The sequence below is a fragment of the Candidatus Hydrogenedentota bacterium genome, from assembly GCA_019695095.1.
Taxonomy (GTDB): Bacteria; Hydrogenedentota; Hydrogenedentia; order Hydrogenedentales; family SLHB01; genus JAIBAQ01.
The window spans coordinates 1-24282 of record JAIBAQ010000093.1 but is presented as its reverse complement, the minus strand read 5'-3'; the positions used below and the strand labels follow the sequence as shown (position 1 = coordinate 24282).

The 24282-nt window shown below is 58.8% G+C and carries 21 protein-coding genes; 14 read left to right on the top strand and 7 right to left on the bottom strand.

Features of this window, described 5'->3' with window-relative positions:
• Positions 1-50 precede the first annotated feature (50 nt).
• The 4 genes from K1Y02_15620 (at position 51) to K1Y02_15605 (ending at position 7207) form a co-directional block, all read left to right on the top strand.
• The gene (locus tag K1Y02_15620; GenBank protein MBX7257790.1) at positions 51-1145 is read left to right on the top strand and encodes a hypothetical protein; all 1095 of its coding nucleotides are present in this window, start codon (positions 51-53) and stop codon (positions 1143-1145) included.
• Between the two features lie 144 nt (positions 1146-1289).
• Complete coding sequence (locus K1Y02_15615) at positions 1290-2825, top strand: O-antigen ligase family protein (protein MBX7257789.1); 1536 nt, start codon at positions 1290-1292, stop codon at positions 2823-2825.
• A 2143-nt stretch (positions 2826-4968) separates the two neighbouring features.
• Positions 4969-6129: a glycosyltransferase family 4 protein gene (locus tag K1Y02_15610; protein MBX7257788.1), complete on the top strand. Its 1161-nt coding sequence runs from the start codon at positions 4969-4971 to the stop codon at positions 6127-6129.
• Positions 6113-7207, top strand: coding sequence for a glycosyltransferase family 4 protein (locus tag K1Y02_15605; GenBank protein ID MBX7257787.1), 1095 nt, complete (start codon positions 6113-6115; stop codon positions 7205-7207). The genes K1Y02_15610 and K1Y02_15605 overlap by 17 nt, the downstream gene beginning before the upstream one ends.
• Before the next feature lie 19 nt (positions 7208-7226).
• Here the strand turns inward: K1Y02_15605 and K1Y02_15600 are convergent, their stop codons facing one another.
• The 6 genes from K1Y02_15600 to K1Y02_15575 all read right to left on the bottom strand — a co-directional run bounded on the left by K1Y02_15600 (position 7227) and on the right by K1Y02_15575 (position 13210).
• Positions 7227-7868: a cyclase family protein gene (locus K1Y02_15600; GenBank protein MBX7257786.1), complete on the bottom strand. Its 642-nt coding sequence runs from the start codon at positions 7866-7868 to the stop codon at positions 7227-7229.
• Positions 7869-7901: 33 nt separating this feature from the next.
• Complete coding sequence (locus tag K1Y02_15595; protein MBX7257785.1) at positions 7902-9539, bottom strand: hypothetical protein; 1638 nt, start codon at positions 9537-9539, stop codon at positions 7902-7904.
• A gap of 14 nt (positions 9540-9553) precedes the next feature.
• Positions 9554-10438, bottom strand: a complete 885-nt coding sequence (locus K1Y02_15590; GenBank protein ID MBX7257784.1) for a hypothetical protein — start codon at positions 10436-10438, stop codon at positions 9554-9556.
• A gap of 288 nt (positions 10439-10726) precedes the next feature.
• Positions 10727-11875, bottom strand: a complete 1149-nt coding sequence (locus K1Y02_15585) for a DUF2961 domain-containing protein (GenBank protein MBX7257783.1) — start codon at positions 11873-11875, stop codon at positions 10727-10729.
• A 258-nt stretch (positions 11876-12133) separates the two neighbouring features.
• On the bottom strand, positions 12134-12652 hold the full coding sequence (locus K1Y02_15580) for an ORF6N domain-containing protein (protein MBX7257782.1): 519 nt from the start codon (positions 12650-12652) through the stop codon (positions 12134-12136).
• A 378-nt stretch (positions 12653-13030) separates the two neighbouring features.
• Entirely contained in the window at positions 13031-13210 is a 180-nt protein-coding gene (locus tag K1Y02_15575; GenBank protein MBX7257781.1) for a hypothetical protein, read from the bottom strand.
• A gap of 237 nt (positions 13211-13447) precedes the next feature.
• Between K1Y02_15575 and K1Y02_15570 the strand changes: the two genes are divergently transcribed.
• Both K1Y02_15570 and K1Y02_15565 read left to right on the top strand, forming a co-directional pair.
• Positions 13448-13771, top strand: a complete 324-nt coding sequence (locus K1Y02_15570) for a gamma-glutamylcyclotransferase (GenBank protein ID MBX7257780.1) — start codon at positions 13448-13450, stop codon at positions 13769-13771.
• Between the two features lie 18 nt (positions 13772-13789).
• Entirely contained in the window at positions 13790-15013 is a 1224-nt protein-coding gene (locus K1Y02_15565; GenBank protein ID MBX7257779.1) for a glycoside hydrolase family 99-like domain-containing protein, read from the top strand.
• A gap of 462 nt (positions 15014-15475) precedes the next feature.
• On the opposite strand, the gene K1Y02_15560 is transcribed toward K1Y02_15565, so the two are convergent.
• Complete coding sequence (locus K1Y02_15560) at positions 15476-18070, bottom strand: hypothetical protein (protein ID MBX7257778.1); 2595 nt, start codon at positions 18068-18070, stop codon at positions 15476-15478.
• A 131-nt stretch (positions 18071-18201) separates the two neighbouring features.
• On the opposite strand from K1Y02_15560, the gene K1Y02_15555 reads away from it, so the two are divergent.
• From K1Y02_15555 to K1Y02_15520, 8 genes are all read left to right on the top strand, one after another.
• Positions 18202-18885 (top strand): glycosyltransferase family 2 protein, encoded by a 684-nt coding sequence (locus K1Y02_15555; GenBank protein ID MBX7257777.1) that lies wholly within the window; start codon positions 18202-18204, stop codon positions 18883-18885.
• A gap of 55 nt (positions 18886-18940) precedes the next feature.
• Positions 18941-19930 carry a YpdA family putative bacillithiol disulfide reductase gene (locus tag K1Y02_15550; protein MBX7257776.1) on the top strand — a complete coding sequence of 330 codons (990 nt, stop codon included), beginning with the start codon at positions 18941-18943 and terminating at the stop codon, positions 19928-19930.
• Between the two features lie 264 nt (positions 19931-20194).
• Complete coding sequence (locus tag K1Y02_15545) at positions 20195-20509, top strand: helix-turn-helix transcriptional regulator (protein ID MBX7257775.1); 315 nt, start codon at positions 20195-20197, stop codon at positions 20507-20509.
• Positions 20506-21249 (top strand): permease prefix domain 1-containing protein, encoded by a 744-nt coding sequence (locus K1Y02_15540; GenBank protein MBX7257774.1) that lies wholly within the window; start codon positions 20506-20508, stop codon positions 21247-21249. Before K1Y02_15545 ends, K1Y02_15540 begins: the two co-directional genes overlap by 4 nt.
• 202 nt (positions 21250-21451) lie before the next feature.
• Positions 21452-21640, top strand: a complete 189-nt coding sequence (locus K1Y02_15535) for a type II toxin-antitoxin system Phd/YefM family antitoxin (GenBank protein MBX7257773.1) — start codon at positions 21452-21454, stop codon at positions 21638-21640.
• Positions 21627-21893, top strand: coding sequence for a type II toxin-antitoxin system RelE/ParE family toxin (locus K1Y02_15530; protein ID MBX7257772.1), 267 nt, complete (start codon positions 21627-21629; stop codon positions 21891-21893). The genes K1Y02_15535 and K1Y02_15530 overlap by 14 nt, the downstream gene beginning before the upstream one ends.
• 200 nt (positions 21894-22093) lie before the next feature.
• Complete coding sequence (locus K1Y02_15525) at positions 22094-24097, top strand: bifunctional (p)ppGpp synthetase/guanosine-3',5'-bis(diphosphate) 3'-pyrophosphohydrolase (protein ID MBX7257771.1); 2004 nt, start codon at positions 22094-22096, stop codon at positions 24095-24097.
• A gap of 6 nt (positions 24098-24103) precedes the next feature.
• The coding region (locus tag K1Y02_15520) for a DEAD/DEAH box helicase family protein (protein MBX7257770.1) at positions 24104-24282 on the top strand (179 nt) is incomplete at its 3' end.

Here is a 24282-nt window from a genome sequence, read left to right as displayed (position 1 = left end):
CATTTCTCCCATGTGCTTTTGAATGCATCACAACCTTGGAGTGTTGTGCAATGCCCCAGAAAAACCTCTCCATTTCGAAGCTCTCCATCGTCTTATCGACACTGATTGCAGCTCCTTTCTTTGCACTATCCGCTCATTGCGGCGAGCTTGACCCCCTGCTCACGCAAATTGTCGAGCGACAAAATGCCGCTCTTCATCGCTACACGACGTATGAGTACTCAGTTACGACAACCGGTCACAGCACGTTTGGCGGGAACGACGAGAAGATCGATTCTCAGTGGGACGTAATCAGAAAAGGGGATTCGTTCTGGGCAACACGGAGGGTTCTGTCAACGATTGTCCATGAAGACGACCCAACGCCGCGTGGGCAGGAGGTCCTGACTTCTCGGTTTGTGGCGAATCCGGACTATTTCGCCAATTGGATGAGGGCCAATGTCCCCTCTGTTCAAATACACTATCGTAAAGACTGGTCCTCCAAGACTCAGCAGACGGAGCTCAATCGAAGGATTGACTCTATGACGGGTCCCGACCCGTTCGAAGTGGCGTGGAGCATTTCGGAGAACGGTCTAACGGTAGGCGATCTTCTGAAGAACGAGCGGACATTTTCCGAAGACGAACGGCCCACGTGGACCGTACAACCCTACACGGAGGCCGGTGGAGGGCGTGAGCTGCTACTCAAACGTTGCCCCGCGAAGACCACCCAACCGGATTTGATGGTTGTCGTCGACCCAGACAAGGACTATGTTGTTACCCAAGTGAAGTCATTTCCCGACAAAGGCGACACCCCATTCCGTATAGTCAAGCGGTCGTATGAGCAGATCGACGGCGTCTGGTTGCTCAATCGGTTGGAATACTCGGAGTCCGAGCCAGAAGAGCTGGAGGAGCAGTACGTCAGCGTGTACAAGATACGGAAGTTGGGCTCCGACGCGCCTGCCGACCGGTTCACGCTGGCAGGATTGAGTCTTCCGGAACGTGTTGCGCTTTCCAAGATAACCCCCAGTGCGAAAAGCCCCGGCAAAGCCGAACATTACGAGTACAAGAACGGGGAGATCATTCCCCTGAAAACAATCGAGGAAGACCTCAAGCTTCAGGTTGAGCTCGGAATCCTTCCCCCAAATGTTCTGAACAAGGCTCCTGAGCACTGACAGTGTCCATTTCTGCATATTCGGGTGCTTGAGATCCCCGCGCCATTGCCCCGCAATAATCGCTGGGTAAATTCTGGACAGTTTCGCGGAAGTCGTTTATAGTATGGGCTGGTTAGGCGCAGGCAAGTTGGGAGTAATCCGCTCATGACTGCAATGACAGATACCGCCGGTGCGCGACGTCCGAGTGTAATGGCCGGGTTGGGCATTACCGTCTTGGCGTTGGCATTTGCGTTGGCGATCCTCGCCGTGGGCACGAAGGCCCTGGTCGCGCTGATTGGCGCGCTCGTATTCGTGCTGATGTTGCGTAACCCGATGGTCGGTTTGTACGTGACGACTGCGCTGCTTCTCCTTTCGGGGACGGGATCGAACATTGGCGCATTTGCGGGTGGCGTGCCGGTTACCGGGGCGAAGCTCGTGGGTATTGCCACCATTGCGGCGTGGCTGCTAAATGCTCTCACCACGGGCAAACGCTTCTACACGGGCACTCCAGTAGTCTTGGCGTTGGTATTCACGGGATGGGCCGCGGTAGGAATCGCCCTCTCGCTCGCGTGGCGCGCGCAATGGCCGGAATGGACGCGTCTTCTCACGGTTGTGGGGTATTTCATCCTCGCGATACACCTGCTGAACACGCGGGAGCGCATTCACCGGTTTGTGGTGCTTATCCTCGTGTGCGGCGCGGCGATGAGCGCATTTGCCGTAGCGCAGTATTTCGTGCCCGCGTTGCAGGCGGGCGGCGTGAGCGGTATCCAAAGTATCGCGGGCGGCGGCGAGTTTGCCTACGTCGATCCCGAAGGGCTTTCGTCGGGCGCGGCGGTGCGCGTGAGCGGCCTCACGGGACACTCGAACTGGCTGGCCTTCGCGCTGCTGCTGATGCTTCCGCTCAACGTGTATTGGTTCTCCACGGTGAAATCGCTCCGCGCAAAGCTCTTCATATCACTGTGCGCGCTCCTGGAAATTGCTGCCCTCGTACTGACCTTCACGCGATTGGGGTTGCTTGTAGGCGTTCTTGTCGCGGTTGCGTTGGTGGTTAAGGGTTTGGTGCACGTAAACCCCTATCGCATCGTCGCGCTTGCCGTTGTACTCGTCTTCGGTTGGGTGTTATTGCCGGGCGCGTACAAGGAACGCGTCTTAGACTTCTCGGGTTATTCGGGCAGCGAATCGACTTCGGCGCGGCTTGAATTGCAGGAGTACGCGTGGCAGTACATGCGCGATTTCCCCACCGCCGGTATTGGCCTCGGCGGATTCGGGCTGAAGTTCTACGACGAGAATTCGCGATACTCGGCCATGTTGCGCTGGATGAACAAGGAGTTGGGCTGGAACCCCGTGTACTACGGTCCGCACAACATGTACTTGCAGGTCGGTTCCGAAGCGGGCGCGGTGGGATTGTTCCTGATGATTCTCATGATGCTCGTGGCGCTCAAGAACGCCCAGAAATCGCAACGCTTATTTAAGGAGGCGGGCGATTCCAACATGGCGCTCCTGGCGGGAACGGTCTTTGTCAGCCTCATTGCGTTTGTGTGCTGCGCGGTCTTTCTCCATGCGCTGCATCAGAAAATCTGGTGGATGGTGATGGCGTTGTCCGCGGCGCTGCCACTCTACGCCGCTACGCTCAAGTCTCCCGCGAAGAACGGAGCCAACGGCAACTCGGCCAACGGGGCCGCGCCTGCCGCCCAGCCGTGATCGGGTCGCGCGCGAAGTTCGCTTGCCTTGCCTGGGTGTCCGCGGCACTCGCGGCCCATGCCCTCACCGGATCCATTGAAATCGCCGGACCATCCGGCGCAGCCATCCCGTATGCGTTCGTGGGCCTGATGAACGACGACTACTCCATGGCGGGTCAGGCGAGCACCGACCTTCAGGGACAGTTCACCATCTCCCCCGACAAGCCCGTATCGTCGGGATTTCTTTTCGTGCAACCTCCTGCGCAGGAAAACGCAGAGGGCATCGGCATCTATCCCGCGCAGCCTCGCATGTATCGGTACCAGGGCGAGGAATCCGTCTCAATCAAACTGCCCGCCGCGGGCTGTGTCGTCATCAAGGCCTATGACGAGAACGGCAAGTTGCTCCGGTGGGACGATCTGCGCAAGCGGGGCCTGTTCGCCAACCAGTTCATGTACGCCACCGACTTGGATGACCGGGCTGTCCCAGCCGTGTGCTGGCCGGTATTCGATGCGGAAGCGCGCGAGAAAGGCCAGCCGCGCGAATTGGGATTGCCCGCTCTCGCAGTGGAACCTGGCAGCACCGTTGCCATCAATATGCTGTTCTGGCAGACGTCTTCGTACGGACGGCTGCATCTTCGCGCGGACAACTCGGGCAAGGGATTTTCGATCGAGAAAGCGGGCGATTCGCGCGTGCTGGACCTCAACGTCGAATTGCTGAAGACGGCGATCCACGATTTCGAGAAGTCTGGTCTCCTGGTTGGTGATGCGCTCGCGAAATACCGGGCGGCATGTGACGAGGCGGAGAAGCAGACGGACCCCAAAGAACGTGCCGCTGTCTCCGACAAGGCATTGTGCGAGGTGTTGCGCAGCCGCGATGAAGCCCAACTGCAGGCGGCGCGCGCGGCCATTCCGATGGTGCGCAAGGGGTCACTGGCCGTCACCGTGAAGGATGCAGAAGGGAAACCTGTTCCGAACTGCGAGGTGCGTCTTGTACCGAAGTCCCAGGATTTCCTCTTTGGCGTGTTTGAAGGCAGTCCCTACAACGCATCCGCGTTCCGCATCGCGCGCGAAGCGGGATTCAATCTCGCGACCGTGCTCTTGGGCTGGGGATGGACCGACGAACTGGGCGCTCCTTCGGGCGTGCAGGGTATCGATCAGACCTTCGGCATTTCCGCGCTGCGCAAGCTGGACTACACGGTCAAAGCGCACGGCGTGGTCTGGTTGCAGAGCTACGGCATACTTCCCGAACGCGTCGCGACCCTGCCTCCTGAGCAACTCGCGTCCGAAGCGGTTGAACACGCTGGCAAACTGGCCGACGCATTCGGCAAACACATCGCTGTATGGGAAGCGATGAACGAGCCGAACTTCACCAACGAGGCCGGATTCACGCGGGAATCCATGCTCGATCTGTTCGACAAGTCCGCGACGCGTCTCAAGCAGAATCCCGAATTGCACACTCTGGTGAACGGCGCGCACGAAAGCGACTACGGCAAAGCCTTCGCTATCTACGGCCTCGACAACAAGCCGGTCGATCACTGGGTATCGACGTACGCAGCGTTTCTCGCGGAAGCCGAGCGCGCAGGACAAATGAAGAACGTCGATATGGTCGGCCTGCAGTTCTATCCCGGGTTTCACTTCAACGACAGCTTTGGAGGTTTGCAGGGTCCTGCAATCACGCCGGCCGGCTTTGCCGACATGGTGTCGCGCTATGAAGCTTTCAAACGCGACATCCACATCACCGAGTTCTCCGTGCCGTCGACATATGGTCCTCAATCCACGAATGGCTATTGGCGGAAGCCGTGGGATGAAGATGTCCAAGCCGAGTATGCGGAGACGATCTTTACGCTCGCGTTTGCGCGGCCGAGTGTGAAGTCCATTTCGTGGTGGGATGTCTCCGATAATAAATCGTCGGTCATCAACGGCGGTCTGATCGCGGCAGACGGCAGGGAAAAGCCGGTTTTGCAGCGGTTGCGCGCGCTTCTCGCCGAATGGAAGCCGAAAGAAGTCGCGGGTAAGACAGATGCGCAAGGCATTGTCACGTTGTCCGGATTTGGGGGGGATTACGCGGCCGTTGCCGTTTTGCCTGATGGCAAGGAAGTGCGCGATGACACGCACGTCGTAGAACGCGAACGCGGCGCCATGACGCTTGCGCCCGGAGGCGCGGGGTGAAACGCCTTAACCTGCTGTATCTCATCCGGAGCTGGGAGTTCGGCGGGTCGCATTCTATCGTGCTGCACCTGATGAAGCACCTGCCTGCAGAGCGCTACAACATCATCTGCGTACCGTATGATGCTTTCACGGCTGGCGATCGGCTCTTCATCGCACAGGCGCAAAAGCGCGGGCTTACGATTGCCGAAGACCGCGTGCCGTGGAAGTCGCGGCGTGATTGGGGCCGCGCGCGCGATACTGTCAATGTCTTGATCGAGAAGTACAGCATCGATCTGCTGCACACCCACGATCCCCATTCCAACGTTATGATTGGCATCGGCCGTGACCGGTGGCCGTGCGCGTGCGTCGCCAGCGCCTACGGGTGGTGGGACGGCCTGATTCCGTTTCGCCGCTTTGTGCACCAGTCGATCGAGCGGTATTTTTCGCTTCGCGGATTTGACCGCGTCATAACCGTCTCGCAGCACATGAAGAAGCGTATCCTGCGCGGTACGACACCGGAAGAACGCATTCGCGTGATCCCCACGGGCTTCGATCCCACGCCATTCCGCTACTCAGGCGATCGAATGCAGGCGCGGCGCGCGCTGGGACTGCGCGACGATGCCGTAGTCGTTGGAACGGTCAGCCGCGTGTCGGTCGAGAAAGGTCACCGCCACCTGATTGATGCCGCGGTTAACCTAATACGCGTGCATCCCAATGCGCACATACTTATCGTCGGAGATGGGCCTGCCAAGTCAGATATCGACGCGCAAGTGAAACGCTTGGGTCTCGGATCGCACGTAACGCTGACGGGGTTCTGCGAAGACCTTTCCGCGGCCCTCTCCGCAATGGATATCTTCGCCCAACCCTCGATCGAGCAGGAGGGACTCCCTACGTCGGTGCTCGAAGCCGAAGCCGCAGGATTGCCCATCGTTGCGTCCGATATTGGCGGCACGAGCGAAACCTTAATCCCCGGTGAAACCGGCCTACTCGTGAAGCCAGGCGATGTGGATGCCCTAGGGACCGCATTGGGCGAGTTGATTGCAGACGCCTCGCGTCGTCAAGCCATGGGAGTTGCGGCGCGCGCCTGGTTCGAGAAGACCTTCACGCTGGATCGAATGATCGACCTGGTGAGCGCCACCTACGACGAGGCTCTGGACCTCCATGCGCGTAGCCATTGACGCCCACGCGATCGGGACGGGTGCAGGAGGTAACGAGACCTACATGCGCGAACTGTTGTTCGCGCTTGATGCACACGCGCCGAATCTCGACGTATTCGCGCTGATGCACCACGGGGCTCGTATCGAAGGCGCTACGCGCCTAAAGACGTACGCGCTGGCCAATGTGCCGTCGGCGTTGCGTGTGCCGCTGCAATTGCCCGTGGCTGTCCTTCGCACGCGGAGCGATTTGTTGCACGTGCAATACAACGCGCCGCCCGTGTGTCCGCGCCCGTATGTCGTCAGCATTCACGATGTGGGTTGGGTGCATCATCCCGAGTTGTTTCCGCCCGCGATGCGCGGTCGTCTCAATGCGTTGACGCCCGGTACCTTGCGGCGCGCGGCGCGCGTGTTCGCGCTTACGGAAGCGATACGACGCGAGATTGCGGACGCATACGGTACGCCGATTGAGAAGATCGATGTGGTTGCGCCGGGCGTGGATCCGCGGTATTTCGCGCAGGCCTCAACGGATTCACTCGCGGCCGTTCGCGCGAAGTATGGTTTGCCGGATGAATTCGTGCTGTATGTTGGCGCCGTACAACCCCGCAAGAATCTGGCGCGTTTGGCCGAGGCGTTTGCGCGATTGAAAGATCGGGGCCTCCCACACGCGCTGGTCATCGCGGGCAAACAGGGCTGGCTTGCTGACGATGCAATGAAGCCAATTGCCGCGCTGAACCTTGGCGACCGGTTGCGTTTCACGGGGTACGTGGATGCGCGCGATCTACCCACGCTCATGGCTGCCGCCGCTGCTTTTGCGTACGTTTCAATCTACGAGGGTTTTGGGTTGCCTGTGCTCGAAGCCATGGCATGCGGTACGCCCGTACTCGCGTCGAGTGCGTCCGCCATCCGCGAAGTCGCGGGAGATGGAGCCCTGTGCGTCGATGCGCTCTCGGTTGACGCCATTGAAGACGGCCTCATTCGGGTTCTCACGGATTCGAATCTGCGGGAATCGTTACGACGGAAGGGTCCGCTCCGTGCAGCACAATTCACGCGCGAATCCATGGCCCGCGCCGCAGTGCGCGGTTACGAAAAGGCGCTGTAACGCAACTCGCGGTTCTCTGCTAACGCTCCACGACTGCAAACAACCGGCACGCGCTGGAATCGAGATCCTTGATGCGCAACGGCATCGCAAAGAGATAGAACAAGTCTTTATCGATTGCCCGTCCATTCGCCGGAAACTCAATGAGCAACGTGTCGCGACTCAGCAGCAGATCATGGAACGTGCGGCCGTCTTCAGGTTCGCGTCCGAAATTGATGGTGCTGTCGAAAGCAAACAGCTTCAATCCCAGTTCAGCGAAATACGGCACGCAATCGATGTCGAAATACAATGGGCGGCGTGGGGTATCGTTGCGAACGTACAGAATCTCGAATTGGCCGCGCCGAGGTTCCAGTTGTTCCTTCACGTGCGCAAGAGATACGCTCGGCGCACACTCCGGAATATCGGTGGTTAGCAAAGCCGCCTTACCCATGAAGTGATCAAGCGGATAGTCGGTGCACGTCTTGCCTTTGAAGTAGAAATGAACCGGCGACTCGATGTGGGTGCCCACGTGCGTATGCGTGTTCGTGATTTCGTACTTCAGCGTACCGTCGCCGAGCCGTCCTTCTCGAATGTCGAATGGACGGTCCTGCGGCATCGCGTTTGGCGTCACTTCCCACGACAAGTCCACGAGTTTGTACTTTGTCAGATCGATATTGAATACCATGCCTTCCTCGATTCTTTCTTTCCTACGGGACAACTACTGCACGCGCACCGAAAGGCGTGTGACTTTCGCTTTATCTTCCACGTTGGACGTAATGCGCAGCTCCTGGACCTTTGCAAACATCGACTCGACCAGTTTCACGCGTTCGGATGGAAATGCGCCGCGTTGTGATAGCAACGGGACGAATACGTCCGAAAAGAAGGAAGTCTTCGCGACAATCGCCGTGCTTGGGGGCGCAGCGGGATCGAGCGGCGGGTCGAGCTTTGTGAAGAGGCCCGATGGCTTCCCGCTTTGAAGCCGGTCAATGGCGGTTTTCACGTCGCCCATCTGAGTAGCGGCGGCGAGGGTGTCATTCAAGAGCGCATATTGCACCTCGTATCCGGAGTCGCCGGGAACCGGCACCGAGACAATCCGGACGCCGTTGTACATTTCAACGGTCAGCGCAGTCGCCGCGCTCTCCAGTAGCTCTTGGGCCTTGCCAGTTTTCAGATGGGTGAGCACAACGACGTTCGGCCTTCCAGAGGCGCCTTCAGTGGTCGCCACGGCCAGCTCTCCCGACATCGACTCGAGCAGACTTTGCGCGTCGCCCGGCAGCGAATCCGACATGCCCAAACCGCCCACCATGCCTTGAACCATGGACACGCCTTCATCGGACAACGGCAGTGCCACGAATCCGTTCGCATCCGATGGCAGTAGCGGCGCGAGACGCGGCAGCGCCGGCGCGTTGTTGGTGTCGGCGGGCCGTCGCGCCGTGGCTTCTAGCGCGGACTCGCCCACGCGCCATGTGACCACGGTAGGCACGCCGTCTTCGCCTGCATCCAGCAAAGCGCCGAGCAAGTCTGCGGTAACCGCAAGTGGACCCGTTTCGCGCTGATCGTCAGAGGGAGTCTTCGTGCCGCGCACAATCTGAATGAGGTCGGCCGTGGCAGTTGCTTCGGCGTCGTGAGGGATATCCGCGGGTTGCTGCCTTCGCGCGGCCACTTCCTTCGCGAGATCCGCTGAGTTGCCAATGACGATGCCTTCCGGTGTGAAAAACCAGCACAATCGCCCGTCTTCGCGAATGCGAAGTCCCGGTTCGATTCCCGCAAGTGCTTCTTCGCGAACTCCTTTGCCCTTCGACCAGTCCTCCACGGCCTGCTCGATGTATTTCTGGCTGTACCGAGGCAGAACTGCGACGAAGGGCCGCTGCTCTATTATCTGCTTGATCAGCGCGGCGGGATTCACGACCCCTGAAGGCAAGGTCTCCTGGGTAGACGCGTCAAGAGAAGCGGATGAGGTGCCCGAACCCAGATAGAGCGCGAGCGGCTGCGCGGGGTCGATTCCCTTCGCCATCGCGATGTCGATGATGTCCGTGGCATCCGGCTCTCCTGCCATCGTGGCCAAGGGTCGCGCGACAACCTGCGCCTCGACTTCTACGTCTACGTTTTCGGGGGCCGCGCGGTCGAGCAATAGCAGCAGGGCCTGATACGCGCCGTCGAAGGAAGGAAACACCAGCGCCGTCGTGCAGGTTTCGGGGGTCATGGCGATAAGCTGATCGGCGGTGAGGGGAGGAACCGAAGGTTTCCATAGTCCGCAACCTGAGACGATCATCGCGATCCACAACAGTGCGGAGACTGCGCAGACCTGAAAGAGTCGAATAGACTTCCATGTTTTGAAACCGGTTGAAAAGGACATGGGGTTCCTTGGCGTTACTGAGATACCGGAAGGTTCTTGCCACCGCGCGTCAACAGAATTGGGTCGTCGTTGGTACTACGATGCTTGGCGATGCGCAACACGTGATGTTCGCCGGACTTGATGTTGCGCTCCGCGTAATCCCGCGCCGCTTCCACATCGTCAAACACATCGATGACCACCGCCTCGTACGCGGCGTATTCGTTGTAGAGGTTGCGTCCTAGTTCGGCCAGTTGTTCATCCGTCAGTTGTGCCGGCGCCGCCAGGATCATCCCTTTCAGGGATGAGACATTTGGACCGAGCTCTTTCGCTTCCTCGGCGGTCCGGCCCCATTCCTTCAGCACTTCCACCTTGGGCGGACCTTCGGGTGCTGGCTCAAGAGGTGCATCCGGAGTCGCCGCGGCCTGCTTCTCCACCTCGGCGACTACGTCGCCTCCCGGCATCGGAATGGCGCCGCGCTCAATCCGTGCTTTCTCGGGTGCAGCCGAGGATAGACGCTCCACTTCTGCGCGCAACCGCTGATTTTCGTCGTGGAGATCGGCCACCAGTAAATCGAGCGTTTCATTGACGGAATCCTGCAAACGGCGTATCTCCGTGCGAAGCGCCGTAACCTCCGCTCCCAATTCTTCAATGGTTTTCGGAGGTTCAGGTTCCTTGGGAGGCTCTTCGGGTGCGGGCTGTTCTTCACGTACGGGCGGACCCAGGGGCGGCGGCGTTTCGTGCGGCGTCTCCGCGGCCATGCGCGCCAGCTCCTTGTTCAACTCGCGCACGGCATCCGGCTCGGCAGTCTCTTCCTTGGCGGCATACACCACGGTCTTGGGGGGTGCGACGTCGCGTCCGCAGCCCCAAACGCCCCATACAAGGGGTATGGACAAGCAAATGATGGCGATGTGCGCGCGCATAGGTGCTGGTTCCGCAGTCCTGCCAGGTTGTTCGAGATGCGTCAAATCGGCCGCCGTGCATTGTAGCATGCCAGTGGTCTTATCGGCGCGTTCGATTCCTAGTCCGGATTTCTCACGAACACACTTGAACCTCTCTCGCAACCAGTGTGTTTGCGAGACTTGCGACGAAAATCAAAGCGGCTCTCCGAAGACAGAGTGTGTTCGCGAGAAATCCTCATGGCATAACCTCAAAGTCTTGCACGTGAGCAATTTGCGTCGGCGCTCAATCGCGCCGGTGCAAATTGCGGACTATGGAATGCTCTGGTGGTCGCGGTCACGTAGACGGTACCAACAAAGCAAACCGTCGCGACCCGGCAGCGCCGGGCCTTGTCCCTCGGGCGAATCCACGTATGCATAGGCCACCGAGGAATATGCAAAAGGCCGCAACCGATCCGGGTCCCACGGATTCACAAACTGCATCTTGAATCGCTTCGTGAATCGGATTGCGTCCTGATCGTGAAAACGGTACATCGCCACGCTCGCGTTCAACGTGTCCTTTACGGGCAAACCGTGCAACGGTCCCGCAAACACACCCTCGCGAAAGTACCACCCGCCCATGAAATAGTCTTCCAGACCCGTCCCTGTGATTCTCGGCTTTTCCCAGTCCTCGTCGATATACACATACTCGGGGGCTTCCAAGAAGCTCAGATAATTGCGGTCCTGCCCCTGCATGGAGAGGGTGATACCCACGTACTGGCCCTTGCCCTCGAATTGTCCCACGTCGATGGGAATTGGGCCATCGTTACGTCCCGTGTGAAATTGGGCATGAAAATACCCGGCATCGCCCGGAATCTCATCCGTGAGCTGGTACAGAACATTCATGAAGACATCCGTGTCGATCGTTTCGTCAACGTTCTCCACTTCGATCCGGAACCCCTTGCGAAACGGCATCGGGAATTTGCAGAAGAATCCTCCGCTCGATGTGCCCACATAGTTCGATGCGAAGTTGCCAACTTCGCACAGGCCGACGCCAAAGAAATCCCCGGCCGGCGCTTCGACGGCGGGCTTTGAAGCCCCGTCCCAATAGATACGCAGAATCAAGGTCTTCAGGATGGTGGGACTGATGGCCGCGTCTTTGTTCCAGTGCTGCCAGAACCACCCCGGGAAGGTCATCCACAGGTTGGCAATGTAGCCTTTGCCCTTGACCTCTCCGATGGTGACCGTCTTTCCCCTGGGAATCGCAATCGTTTTGGAACGCCGCTCCAGATTGAACGTCGTCAGTTGATGCGTCTGTTCGTTCTGGCGTCCTGCAATTTCCAACGCCGATGCGACGGAATCCGTATCGTTCATCGTTCGCAACCCCGCATTTGAACGCGACCCAGCCGATGCGCCGGACACAAAACTAACCATGGCAACGGCAGCCATCGCGAAAACGGCAAATCCCTTCCAGCACCTCATCGGAATCCCTCCCTCATTGAGCCGTTCATCCGAGAACCATGGTGACCCAATCGCCGCCTGATTTCCAAGCCCGCGCGTCCTCCCTTCGAATCTTGCCCCTCATTTATACGCGCAAGTACGTTGCGGTCGGTGTGAGCGTAGCAGACGGCGCAGAGAAGACGGAGGCTGTTCAGTCTGCTGCCGACAAGAGTGTAGTCCGCAACTTGCACCGGCGCGATTGAGCGACGACGTAAATTGCTCACGTGCAAGACGTTGAGGTCATGCCTTCTTGTCCCGATTAAAGCCAATGCGGCGTTTGGGTGTAGGGTCCGGGGGAATGAGCAAGGGTTTCAAGTGGCTCCAGATGAGGCGAAGCGATTCGTCGTGCTTGAGGAGCGTCTTGTCGATCTCGGCAAGGCGCTTGAGGATTTCGGCATTGGCGGCGATCTGTTGGCGCATCTGGACGAAGGCCCGGACTACATAGACGCTCATCGCTACGGCTTCGGGGCTGTTCAGAATGGTCGCCGCCATGATGGCTCCATGTTCGGTGAAGGCAAAGGGCGATGTTTTTGAGAACTTGAGTTTGGAGAGGTGATCACAAACTGTGATCACCTTGGATTTTTCCTCTGCCGTGAGCTGAAATACAAAGTCCTCCGGGAACCGGTCTGCATTGCGCTTAATAGCTTGGTTCAGCACGCGAGTTTGAATGCAATAAAGTTCCGCCAAATCTGCATCCAGGACCACCTTCTGGCCGCGAACGGTGAGGATACAACTTTCAATCGGCTTGCCGGACTTCATAACACCTTAACTCCCGGAACCGGTCGCAATCTGCGGCCGGTTATTCGTACCCCGTGTGTTTTCAATGGTTTCCGCGTTTAAGGTCACAAATTGTGATCCTAAAGAAGACCATTCCACAACGGTTGGCTTCACAACTTCTTAACCCAGAGGCGATCGCAAATTGCAGTCGCCTCTTTGCAGACATACTATTTGCAGGGGTTTGCAGACTCTAGATCACATTTTTCGATTTTAAGTTGGTCCACTCTTCGCACGCTCAGAGTCCGCAAGAATCAGGGACAGACACGTCTGCGCTCACAGCGTTCGCTTCGCTTGCGTCAGTCCCTGATTTTTGCTCCGTCTTGACTCTCCCCGTGTTCCCCGTGGTTTGAAGGGTTATCTTCATGACACTTTGAACTCGTATGGGGTTTGGCAGACGACTAGATTATTGCCTTGAACAATCAGGTTGCCGGAACCGGGGTCGTCGCAGGAGAGTTCGGGAACGTCTTTGAGAAGGTGAAAGGGGACTTGGTGGTGGTGGTTGACCACCGCTTCTTTTCCAATCCAGTTCAGGGTCGGCATTGTGGTGCGTTACTTTCGTCAATTCAGTAGTGAAGCTATGACACGATAGCGCGGGCCGCGAGCTTGGTCAAGTCGCGGCGAGGCCACACTGTACTCAATGGGAACGGGTCGTTGCACGCGGGCTGCCGCCAGTTAGTTGCCCCCCGCTTAATACAGAGCCGTGTGATTTTCATGCGTGCGCGGCGCGGCGCGTCTCCCGTACACTACGGATTGGAGCAGGTCATTGGAGCGCGTAGGATGCCGAGTCGAGATGCAGAAGGTGTGTCGATGCTTTTCGCCTACGGCACGCTGTTGGACCCAGGCATTCAGGATCGGGTTATCGGTCGTTGCATTCAGGGACGGCCGGATGTCCTGGAGGGATACCGGCTTGCGTCGGTCGAGGACGGCGGCGAGACGTTTCCGAATTGTGTACCGGCGACAGGTGAACGCGTGCCGGGGCGTATCCTGGAACTGACTCGGGATGAGTTGGCGCGGGCCGACGGCTACGAGGGCGACCTGTACACGCGCGAGCGGCTTACCCTTGGCAGCGGTGTCAGCGCGTGGGTATACATCGCCCCGTAGGGGCAGGGGGGATTTGGTATGTTGAGCAGGTGTTTCGGATGGTTCGTATTTGCGGTCGTGATAGTGGCTGGCGCATCGGCTCAAGACGCCGCGTCCGCCAAGAACAACGCGTCGGGGTATGAGCTTGCCGCCTATTATTTTCCGAACTACCACCCCGATCCTCAGAACGCGAAGTGGCACGGCCCCGGATGGACGGAATGGGAACTCGTCAAGCGCGCGGAGCCTCGCTTCGAGGGGCATCGCCAGCCCCGCGTTCCGCTATGGGGATACACGGACGAATCGAAGCCGGAAGCGATGGAACAGAAGATCGCTGCCGCCGCTGATCACGGACTGACCGCGTTTATCTTCGATTGGTATTGGTATGAGTTCGGGCCGTATCTCAACGGCGGGCTCGACAACGGTTTCCTCAATGCCAAGAACAACGGCCGATTGAAGTTTTCGATCATGTGGGCGAACCACGATTGGCTGGATATTCAACCGTCGCAACGCAGCCGTCCCGCGAACATCCTCGCCAAGGGAGCCGTATCTCCGAAGATCTTTCGCGATGCCACGGACCACATGATCAAGCATTACTTCACCCACCCCTCGTACTGGCGGGTCAACGGAGGGTTGTACGTATCGTTTTACGACCTCACGGCACTCATGGCGGGATTGGGCGGCGTCGAACAAACGCGCGCGGAGATGGACGCGTTTCGCGAGCGCGTGCGCGCGGCGGGGCTTGGAGAGCTGAACATCAATGCCGTCGTGTGGGGACAAGCGGTCTTGCCGAGCGACAAAGTGGTGACCGACGTGAACGGCCTGCTCAAGGATCTCGGGTTCGACAGCATCTCCAGCTATGTGTGGGTGCATCATCAAGCGCTCAAGGATTTTCCGAAGCAGTCGTATGCGGCTACGCGCGATGCGTCGGTGGTGGATGCGGAGAAGTTCATCGCAAAGTATGAGCTGCCGTATTTCCCGAACGTGACAATGGGGTGGGATTCGAGTCCGCGCACCGTTCAATCGGACGTGTTCGAGAACGTAGGGTATCCCTATACGCCGGTGCTCGATGGGAACACGCCCGAAGCGTTTCGCGAAGCTTTACAGAAGTTCAAGGATCTGGTGGACCGCACGCCGAATCAACCGAAGATTCTGTCGTTCAACGCGTGGAACGAGTGGACCGAAGGCAGCTACCTCGAACCGGACACGGTGTATGGGCTGGGATATCTCGAAGCCATTCGCGATGTCTTCGGTGTGAGGAAGTAGAGGCTTTGACGGTAAGAGCGTGAGGCGCACGTGAACATTGTCCCCGGTAGCGCCGCAGTCGATTACTGCGGCGTGGCGTTTGCGCCCTGACAGGGCGCTCGTTGGGTGGGGACGGGTACCTGGGGTTTCGATTCGCGCCGTTGACGCGAATCTCACCCCAGGCTGGAGTATTTCGCGCTTACAGCGCTCTGGAGTATCGAGTCAAATCATCGGTGTGAATCGGTGGTCGAGTCATTGGCTTGCGGCTATGCCGCGCCGGGCTACGATGTTTTGCGTATTGCGGCGAGGAATAAGTACGCGTTGTGTACGTGGTGAGGCGCGTGGTTGCCTTTCGTGTGGCGGGCATCTTGCCTGCCTCTTCATTCCCTTCCAAAGCGGCAGGCAGGATGCCTGCCACACTCTTGGGCTCAAACCTAGATCCGAATACTGCGTTAGGGCCGGTATCCACTCCGCCGTGAGTGTTTACGGCTTCAGCACCACCGCCGTAATGGAATGCTTGGGAAGCGTGAGGGCAATGGGACTGCTCAGGTCGTCGCGCGGTGTTGTTGCGATTTCCACCGTTGTCTTTTGCTCGTTGGTGTCGTCGAGCCGCGATGGCGCTATCTGGTAGATCGTCCCCTTTGTGGGCGCGCCTTCGGGAAACTCCACGCGAACGGGTTGCTCCGATGCAATATCCAGGTTGAACAACACGATGGACCATGACGCGCCATCGTGAAATGCGAACGATTGCACCAAGTTGAATGGCGTCTCTTTGTCGATGCTCTTCCCTGTCGGCTGAACGCGGAGGGGGTTGCGGCCACTTTGCGCCGTCGACACGAGGTCACCCTGAACCGCCTTGTTGGCGAGTTCCACGCCGAGCCAGGTCGGCCGTTTGCGTCCCGTGGCGGCGATATCGCGCAGCATGCCCCAGATGCGCACGTACTCCTTGTTCTCCATGCGAAAGGCATACTGCAACGACGTGAAGCCACATTGTTCGCGCGCGCCGAAATCGCGCAGGTACGACAACATGTACAGCGGCAGGGCAATCGCGCCGGACGCGCCGGTGACAAACGCGTTGCGCACTTCAATGGGCGCGTCGCCTCCGGTCGTGTGGAAGTTGATCTCGTAGACGGCCAAGCGCGTGGACTTCGAACGTCTCGCGATGAAGTCCCAACTCTTGCGCACGTTTCCGGTGATTGCGTCCGCCGCAGGACGCGCGAACAAGGGATAGTACATCGTTTCCGGTGTGTCGCCGCGCTCCAACTCGCCGAAATAAGGCGCCAACGCAACGGTCGCGTGGTTGGTGCTGTTGGCAGCTATCTCGCCTTGCCGTTCAGGGTACCCCACCTGTCCGCCGATGATCAGATCGAGTTTCTCCGGCGTATACAGCGGGCTCGTCTTGAGAATGCCGAAGCGGTCGCCCGCGATGCTTCCGAGGCGTTCGCCGCCGAGAGCCGACGCGCCGAAAAACGGATCGCTTCCTGACGCGGCTCCCCACATTTCGTTGCCGTATTCCAGGTGTACCGTCGAGAACACGGACGTCCACGGCTCGGTCTGTCCCAACGCGGCGCGGCGATCCGCGTACGGATGGGCGCCGTCTGCGGGTCCGGCGAGGTATTCCACAATGCCCTTCAAATCGTTCGGAGAAAACGTAGGCGGAACGACGTACCAAGGCTCCGCGCCCACTTCGTTGCAGAGTTGAAGGAACTCGTGCAACGAAAAGCAGTAGTTCTCGGCAACACGCGACCCGGGCCGGAACCCGATGGTCTTGCGCGCCCACGGTTCGGCCAGTTGATTGTCGAGGGTGTCGCCAAGCTGGGTGCTCCAATTACGCAATACGCCGGGCCGCAAATCCTTCAACGCATTCACGAACGCGTCGGTGAACACCGTCGGGTTGGCATTATCGGCGCACTCGACATCGAGGTCGTCCAGCCACACGCCGGAGCCTTCTTCGGCGACGATGCGAAACAGAAGAATCGGATGATTGCCTTCGACCGTGTATCCGTCGAGCCGGTCGCCTCCTTCCGGGACCACGAACACGCGCTCGAACGATTGCCACTCCTCGGTAAGAGGAATGGTCTCGTCCACGAAGTACGCTTCGCCTTCGCGATAGAACTGCACGCGGATCTTGTCCGCACTACTTCGGCCCTTTGCCCAGAGCGACAGTTTCCAATTCCCCTTCACGACCAGCAGCTTGCCCGCTGTACGGTCGCCATCGCGCCATTCGCTGTCGAGATAGAGCGTGAAGTCCGGATTGGCTCCACCCAGTCGCAACGATTGTTTTCCCGGGCTTCCGGGTCGGGTCGTAGTTGTATCGACGGCGTCTTCGCTCATGCGGTTGCCCGCCGCGATGCCCGGCAGATGCGTGCGCGCGAAGAACACGTCCCATTTGTTGGGCGCGGGTCCATCGGCATCGAGATGAAAGACGTTCCGATTGTTCTCCAACGTGAAATCGGAAATGGCCCCCGAGCGCCCCTTGACCGCGCCGTACACGCCTTCGTATTCGCCGCCCTTCCAGAATCCCGCGGGCTGTCCGATCCCGTATTCGTCGAGATTCCACGCGGTTTCCCAGAAGTCTTGTACGATCCGCCGTCCCGTTGAGCCGTCCAGGGAGTGAAACACCGTGCCGTAGATGCCCGACTCGAAGCCTGGATTCGGAATAATGTTTTTGATCATCTGTTCCGCGCCATAGATGTTGCGCGCGCCGATGTTGATACCGAATCGCTTGGCTTTCGATATCACTGCGTCACCGGTCACGCGGATGATCGTCTCCGGCGCATCGGGATTGCGCGATTCCGCTTCGCGTTGCGGCGCGGGTGCCGGTGGAGTAGTAGAGATGTTGGCCGCATTGATTGCCGGCGAGGGGGCTTGCGCCGCTGCCACAGGAGCAGGCGTTGGGTCGGGGGTTGCGGAAGTTACGGGCGTTTCCACGGGCAGCGCTACACGCGCCTTAGCCGAAAGAGAATGCAGGAGGTCAGGCAACCACGCAACCGCCACGATGACCGTTGTGGCAACTAGTGAAATGACAAGCGCCCCCACTATCAAGCGGCGGTCGATTGTGGAACCGGGATCATCCATGCTGAAAACCTCCCCAACCATACGTAAGACGATAGCAGGGTCGGCAGAGGGAATGTAGTCTGCGGAGGGATAGACTCCGTGGACTCAACCGGGTAAGCTTACCGGAAGCCATATTGACGCGGGGAGGAAGCGTGAAGATCTCGGTAGTCATTCCGGTGTACAACGAGGCAAGTACCATCGCGGAGGTCGTTGCTTGCGTGAAGGCCGTTCCGTACGACACGGAGATCATCGTCGTGAACGACGCGTCCACCGACGGGACGCGCGAGGCGCTACAGGCTTTGGATAACAATGACGGGGTGGTCGTTCTTCATCATGAGGTGAATCAGGGTAAGGGCGCCGCGCTGCGAACGGGGTTTGCGCGCGTGACCGGAGACATTGTCATCATCCAGGACGCGGACCTTGAGTACGACCCCCGTGAATATCCGAGCCTGTTGGACCCGATACTCAGCGATAAGGCCGACATCGTGTACGGTTCGCGATTCATGGGCGGGCCGCGGCGCGTACTCTTGTTCTGGCATTCGATGGGCAACATGTTTCTGACCTTGTTCTCCAATGCCCTGACCAATCTGAACCTGACCGACATGGAGACGTGCTACAAGGTTTTCCGCGCGTCGATTCTCAAAGATCTCCAATTCCGGTCGAATCGTTTCGGTTTTGAACCTGAATTTACCGCGAAGGTCGCGCGACGGGGATATCGAATCTACGAGGTTCCGATTGCCTATCACGGGCGCACCTATGCCGAAGGGAAGAAGATCGGTTGGAAAGACGGCGTCTCCGCGTTGTACGCCATCGTGCGTTTCCGGTTCTTCGATTGAACGCACCACGCCGCGCGCGCCCTATGCTACAATCGCCCGAAATGCAGGTTCTTCCATGAAGACGTACGGACTTGATGCCACCCAGGATATCATTGTTGTTGGCGCGGGACCAGCGGGCCTCGGCGTGCTGCTGGCCGCGAAACAGGCCGGGTTGTCTGCCGTGGCTATCGACAAAGGTCCCGTGGCAAGTGCGCTCTGCTCCCATCCCACGTACATGCGCTGGTTCTCCACGACCGACAAGCTGGAGCTGGGCGATTTCCCGCTCGTGTCGACCGAGAAGAATCCTACGCGCCAGGAATACCTGGCCTATCTCAGGGCCTTCGTTCGATTCTTCGACCTGAAGGTTACGACATACCGGGAAGTGAAGAGCATCCTCGCCGAGAACGACCTCTTCCGCGTGGCCGCAATGGACATGTACGAACGCGAATTCGTGTGGTCCGCGCGACACGTCGTTGTCGCGACAGGCTTCTACGACAGCCCGCGCCGCATGAACATCGTCGGCGAGAACCTCCCAAAAGTCTCGCACCGCTATTCGGAGGCGCATTGGTATGCCGGACACGACGTGCTGGTTATCGGCGCGGGAAGTTCGGCGGCGGAAGTCGCGTTGGAGCTATACCGCAGCGGCGCACACGTCACGGTCGCCATGCGCGGCACCAGCTTCGAAACCAAGTATTGGATCGAGCCGGATATCGAGAACCGCATCAAGGAAGGTTCTATCGAGTGCTATCGCAACGTCGAGGTAGAAGAGATTCGACCCGACGAGGTGGTCCTGTGCCCGGAACGCGGCCCGCTCATCACCATTCCCAACGACTTCGTGCTCGCCATGACCGGCTACGAACCGGATACCTCGCTTATCTCCTCGCTCGGCGCGGTCATCGATGGCAAATGCCGGAAGCCGCTGCTGAACCACTACTTCGAGACGACGGTGCCCGGCCTCTACGTAGCCGGAACCCTCTGCGCCGGCACGGAATCCAACACCGTCTTCGTCGAAAACAGCCGCGACCACGGCCCCCGCATCGTCGAACACATCCTGAAGAAACGGTAGGCTAGGGATAGTCTCTTCCTCTTAAGAATAGCTTGTTCAGGACGACACTTGGAGCCTGTATTTATTTGTCATGCTGAGCGCAGCGAAGCATCTGGCATGAATGGAGCTGGGTTTTAAGCCAGATGCTTCGTCCGCCAACGGCGGACTCAGCATGACAGTGGTGTCTTGTCCGGTTTTACGAGGAGACCGCCCCCTTGCCAATCCGAGCGTTTTGGTCTATCCTTAATACATCGACAACCTATGTATGGGGACCGGGCTAGACGCATGAATCTCAAGGGGACATTGCCCACGCTTATCCTTCAGGTGCTGCTGAGCGGCCCGGCGCACGGCTACCGCATTGCGCAGGACATCAAGTCGCGCTCGAAGGGCGTTTTGGAGTTCAAGGAAGGCACGCTGTATCCGGCGTTGCACGAGTTGGAGAATCAAGGACTCATCCGTTCCGAGGAACGCACGATTAACGGGCGCGTCCGCCGCGAGTATCGTCTGACCGACGAGGGTCACAAAGTGCTCGTGGCCGAGCGCAAGGAGTTCCGGCGCATGGTGCGCGCGGTCTCGATGATTCTGGGGGAGACTTCGTGACGACCGCTTCAACGCCAGCCGATCCTTTCGCGACTTGGATCGCTACGGCCACGTCTGGCCTTTGCGCGGATGCCGTGACGCGCATCCGCGAAGAGTTGCTGCCGCATTACGAAGACACGGTCGAGCACCTGATCCGGGAAGGCGCAGGTCGCGAGGAAGCTGAGGCACAGGCCGTGCAGCAGCTCGGCAACGCCCGCAAGGCCCAGCGCGGTTTCAGGAGGACCAACCTGACCGTGATGGAGCAGAAGAGGCTAACCGATCTTGCCAAGCTTCCGGCTTTGCCATTTCGTATACCAGGAGTGCATTACTTAGTTATAGCTTCACCGTATGTCCTTGCGCTCGTGCTTCTCGCCTTTACCTGTTTGACTATCCAAGACTTTGCACCTCTCAAATGGACGTTAGTCGCTTTTACAGCAATTCTGGCCGTACCTTTGTGCGTATATCTTGCAACAATACCGGTGGCATTACCGATCCGGCTCGGGGTGCCCCGCTTGGGAATCGCAGTCTTCGTCGTCTTCTCGATTCTGTGCGTTATTTGGGGAATAGCAGGACTGTACGTGCAGATCTTCGTGTTTCCACTAGGCAACATTGATCGTTCCGCTATGCAGGTACTTGGCGCCTCGCTTCCCTCGCTTGTGACTACCATCTATGGGCTTGTCTGGCTTGTGCGAAGTGTGCGGCTATTCCAGAAGCTTGGAAGAGCGCACAAGACTCTCGAGCTTGGCGGAGGGGTTAGGTAGCGTCTTGGCCGTATTGGAGTCTCGCACAAACGCATTGCAGGATGTCGTAATCCCACTTCTCTCGACGAGTTTCGTTGAGTGAGAGAACTCGGTAGCGGGCCGGATAATCAGGCCAGATAATGTTCTCTTCGCTGCAGAATCATGGTAGACTCCTTCAAGAGCGCTGTCGACGTCGGACTTGCATTGGAGAGGATTAGATTCTATGTCCCGCGGTGAACAATACGTAGTTGACGCTCAGGGCAAGCGTACGGGGGTGCTTCTGTCCTTGGCGCGATACGAGAAGCTAATGGAAGACTTACACGATCTTGCCGTAGTTGCAGAACGTCGCAAGGAAAGGCCGATCTCGCTCGACGAACTGACACAACGTCTTTCCCAAAATGGACCCTTATAGGATCGTTTTCAGGCCTTCCGTCGAGAAGGACCTTCGTGGCCTGCCATCGGTCCAGGTCAAACGGGTACTGAAGGCCCTTGAGTCGTTGAAGACCAAACCCATTCCTCCAAGGTCTGTTCGTCTTTCCGGCGCGGAGGGGATCTACCGTATTCGGGTGGGTGATTATCGAATCGTCTACGGAATTGAACCGTCGCAAAGGGTAGTCCTGGTCCACTACATCCGCCATCGACGCGACGTATACCGAAAGCTCTGACTTGCGCAATCTTCTGTCCTCCGTTGTGGCAGGGTCTCCTGACCCGGCCACTCCCCGCGACCGGCAGGTCTCCTACCCCCACGGTCTCCTTCCCCGACACGCGACTGGGGCATGAAACATGGTACAATGCGCGTTTATACACCGTAGGCAATTCGTGCCTGGTATGTAATGGCGTGAGGCCAACCTCGTAGTATCCGTTCATGCGTACAGAATTTGCGAAACTCCTAAAACAGCTTCGGAAAAATCATCCCGGCGCCAATCTCGACATTGTGCGCAAGGCGTACCGTGTCGCGAATGACGCGCACCACGGGGTGAACCGCGCCTCGGGCGACCCGTATGTCTCTCACTGTATCGCCGTCGCGCGCATTCTCTCGCAACTCAACCTCGACCCGGTCACCATTGCCGCGGGCCTGCTTCACGACGTGCTGGAAGATACGCGCGTCACGCATGACGAGCTAAAGAAGGAGTTCGGCGAGGAAATCACATCGCTTGTTGACGGCGTAAGCAAGATTAAGACGATGAAGCTGTCGAACGCGAAGCCGTCGCAGAAGGAGAAGCAGGCTGACAACCTGCGCAAGATGCTGGTGGCCACCGCGCGCGATGTCCGCGTTATTCTCATTAAGCTTGCCGACCGCCTGCACAACATGCGAACCATCGAGTTCCTCAAGAACCCGGATCAGGTGCGCCGCATCTCGCAGGAGACGCTGGACATCTACGCGCCGCTTGCGCACCGGCTCGGTATCGCGCAATGGAAATGGGAACTGGAGGACCACGCGTTCCACCAGCTCAACCCCGTCGAATACAAGAACATCGCGACGCAAGTCGCCATGAAGCGCCACGAGCGCGAGTCGTGGCTAAACGACACCATCGAGTACCTGGAAAACCGCTTGTCCGAGGCCGAAGTGAACGCGCGCGTTATTGGCCGGCCCAAGCACCTCTACAGCATTCACCGAAAGATGGTCCAGCAGGGCAAGGACTTCGATCAGGTGCTCGACGTGCTGGCTCTGCGCATCATCACGCAAACGGAATCGGAGTGCTACAACGCCCTCGGCGTGGTTCACGCGTTGTGGCCGCCGGTGCCGGGGCGTTTCAAAGACTACGTTGCCATGCCCAAGGCAAACATGTATCAGTCCATTCACACCGTGGTGATGCGCGAAAACGGCCGCGCGCTGGAAATCCAGATCCGCACCGAGGATATGGATCGCACCGCGCGCGAAGGCATCGCGGCGCACTGGCAGTATAAAGAAGGGACGCGAGATACCAAGCTCGACAAGCAGCTCAACTGGTTGCGCCAGATGTATGAGTGGTTGCAGGAAACGCACGGCCCCGATGAGTTCCTCGACACCATTCGCCGCGACGTGGGCCGTTCCGATATCTACGTGTTCACGCCCAAGGGCGAAGTGCGCGAACTTCCGGAAGGCGCGACGCCGCTCGATTTCGCGTATCACATCCATTCGGATATCGGTCATCACTGCATCGGCGCGCGCGTCAACGGGCGGCTGGTGCCGCTGCGCTACAACCTGCAAACCGGCGACGTCGTGGAGATTCTCACGTCCAAGGCGCAGACGCCGCACCTCGATTGGCTCGAAGTCGTGGTCATGGGCAAGGCTCGTACGCGCATCCGCCAGCGTTTGCGCGAACTCGGCGAACTCGAGCCGTTGGAAGGACAGATCAAGCGCGACACCATTCGCGTCCTTCCGGAAACGCGGCCGCGCATCATCAAGCAGGTCGACGACGCGACGCGGGACAAGCTGATCCGCGTCGAGGGCGCAAAGGGCATCTCGGTGAACTTCGCGAAATGCTGCAAGCCGATGCCGGGGCACGCGGTCATTGGCTACATCACGAAGATGCCGGGGATTACCGTGCACCGCGCCGATTGCCGCAATTTCGCCAACACCAAGCGCGACTCGAACCGTATCGTGGAGGCGTCGTGGCAGGGCGAAGAGCATGTCGAGATTGGTATGCGCGTGACGACAGGCCAACGGCCAAACATGCTTGCCGACATCACCAATGCCATTCGCCCCATGAACATCAGCATCACGCGCGCGCAATACCATCCCAGCGAAAACGGGAAGAGCTATTTCGAGTTTGTCTTCGAAGCGCCGGACCAGGACAGCATCGCACGCGTCGCCTCCACTATCCGCACAGTGCCGGGTGTAGCCGACGTCTCACGCATGCCTGTCGAATTCATGTCTCGGACGTAGCCTTCCATGGATGTTTTCAAGCTTGTATCGGAGTTCAAGCCGGACGGCGATCAGCCGCAGGCCATTGAAAGTCTCGCCGCCGGGTTGCGAGAAGGACTGAAGCACCAGGTGTTGCTGGGCGTGACGGGCTCCGGTAAGACATTCACGATCGCCAATGTCGTCGCGGAAGTGAACCGGCCCGCACT

Excerpts from the sequence above, each read along its gene's own strand:
- K1Y02_15620 (MBX7257790.1), top strand. The coding sequence starts at position 51 with ATGCCCCAGAAAAACCTCTCCATTTCGAAGCTCTCCATCGTCTTATCG.
- K1Y02_15615 (MBX7257789.1), top strand. The coding sequence starts at position 1,290 with ATGACTGCAATGACAGATACCGCCGGTGCGCGACGTCCGAGTGTAATG.
- K1Y02_15605 (MBX7257787.1), top strand. The coding sequence starts at position 6,113 with ATGCGCGTAGCCATTGACGCCCACGCGATCGGGACGGGTGCAGGAGGT.
- K1Y02_15600 (MBX7257786.1), bottom strand. The coding sequence starts at position 7,868 with ATGGTATTCAATATCGATCTGACAAAGTACAAACTCGTGGACTTGTCG.
- K1Y02_15595 (MBX7257785.1), bottom strand. The coding sequence starts at position 9,539 with ATGTCCTTTTCAACCGGTTTCAAAACATGGAAGTCTATTCGACTCTTT.
- K1Y02_15590 (MBX7257784.1), bottom strand. The coding sequence starts at position 10,438 with ATGCGCGCGCACATCGCCATCATTTGCTTGTCCATACCCCTTGTATGG.
- K1Y02_15585 (MBX7257783.1), bottom strand. The coding sequence starts at position 11,875 with ATGAGGTGCTGGAAGGGATTTGCCGTTTTCGCGATGGCTGCCGTTGCC.
- K1Y02_15580 (MBX7257782.1), bottom strand. The coding sequence starts at position 12,652 with ATGAAGTCCGGCAAGCCGATTGAAAGTTGTATCCTCACCGTTCGCGGC.
- K1Y02_15575 (MBX7257781.1), bottom strand. The coding sequence starts at position 13,210 with ATGCCGACCCTGAACTGGATTGGAAAAGAAGCGGTGGTCAACCACCAC.
- K1Y02_15570 (MBX7257780.1), top strand. The coding sequence starts at position 13,448 with ATGCCGAGTCGAGATGCAGAAGGTGTGTCGATGCTTTTCGCCTACGGC.
- K1Y02_15565 (MBX7257779.1), top strand. The coding sequence starts at position 13,790 with ATGTTGAGCAGGTGTTTCGGATGGTTCGTATTTGCGGTCGTGATAGTG.
- K1Y02_15560 (MBX7257778.1), bottom strand. The coding sequence starts at position 18,070 with ATGGATGATCCCGGTTCCACAATCGACCGCCGCTTGATAGTGGGGGCG.
- K1Y02_15550 (MBX7257776.1), top strand. The coding sequence starts at position 18,941 with ATGAAGACGTACGGACTTGATGCCACCCAGGATATCATTGTTGTTGGC.
- K1Y02_15545 (MBX7257775.1), top strand. The coding sequence starts at position 20,195 with ATGAATCTCAAGGGGACATTGCCCACGCTTATCCTTCAGGTGCTGCTG.
- K1Y02_15535 (MBX7257773.1), top strand. The coding sequence starts at position 21,452 with ATGTCCCGCGGTGAACAATACGTAGTTGACGCTCAGGGCAAGCGTACG.
- K1Y02_15530 (MBX7257772.1), top strand. The coding sequence starts at position 21,627 with ATGGACCCTTATAGGATCGTTTTCAGGCCTTCCGTCGAGAAGGACCTT.
- K1Y02_15525 (MBX7257771.1), top strand. The coding sequence starts at position 22,094 with ATGCGTACAGAATTTGCGAAACTCCTAAAACAGCTTCGGAAAAATCAT.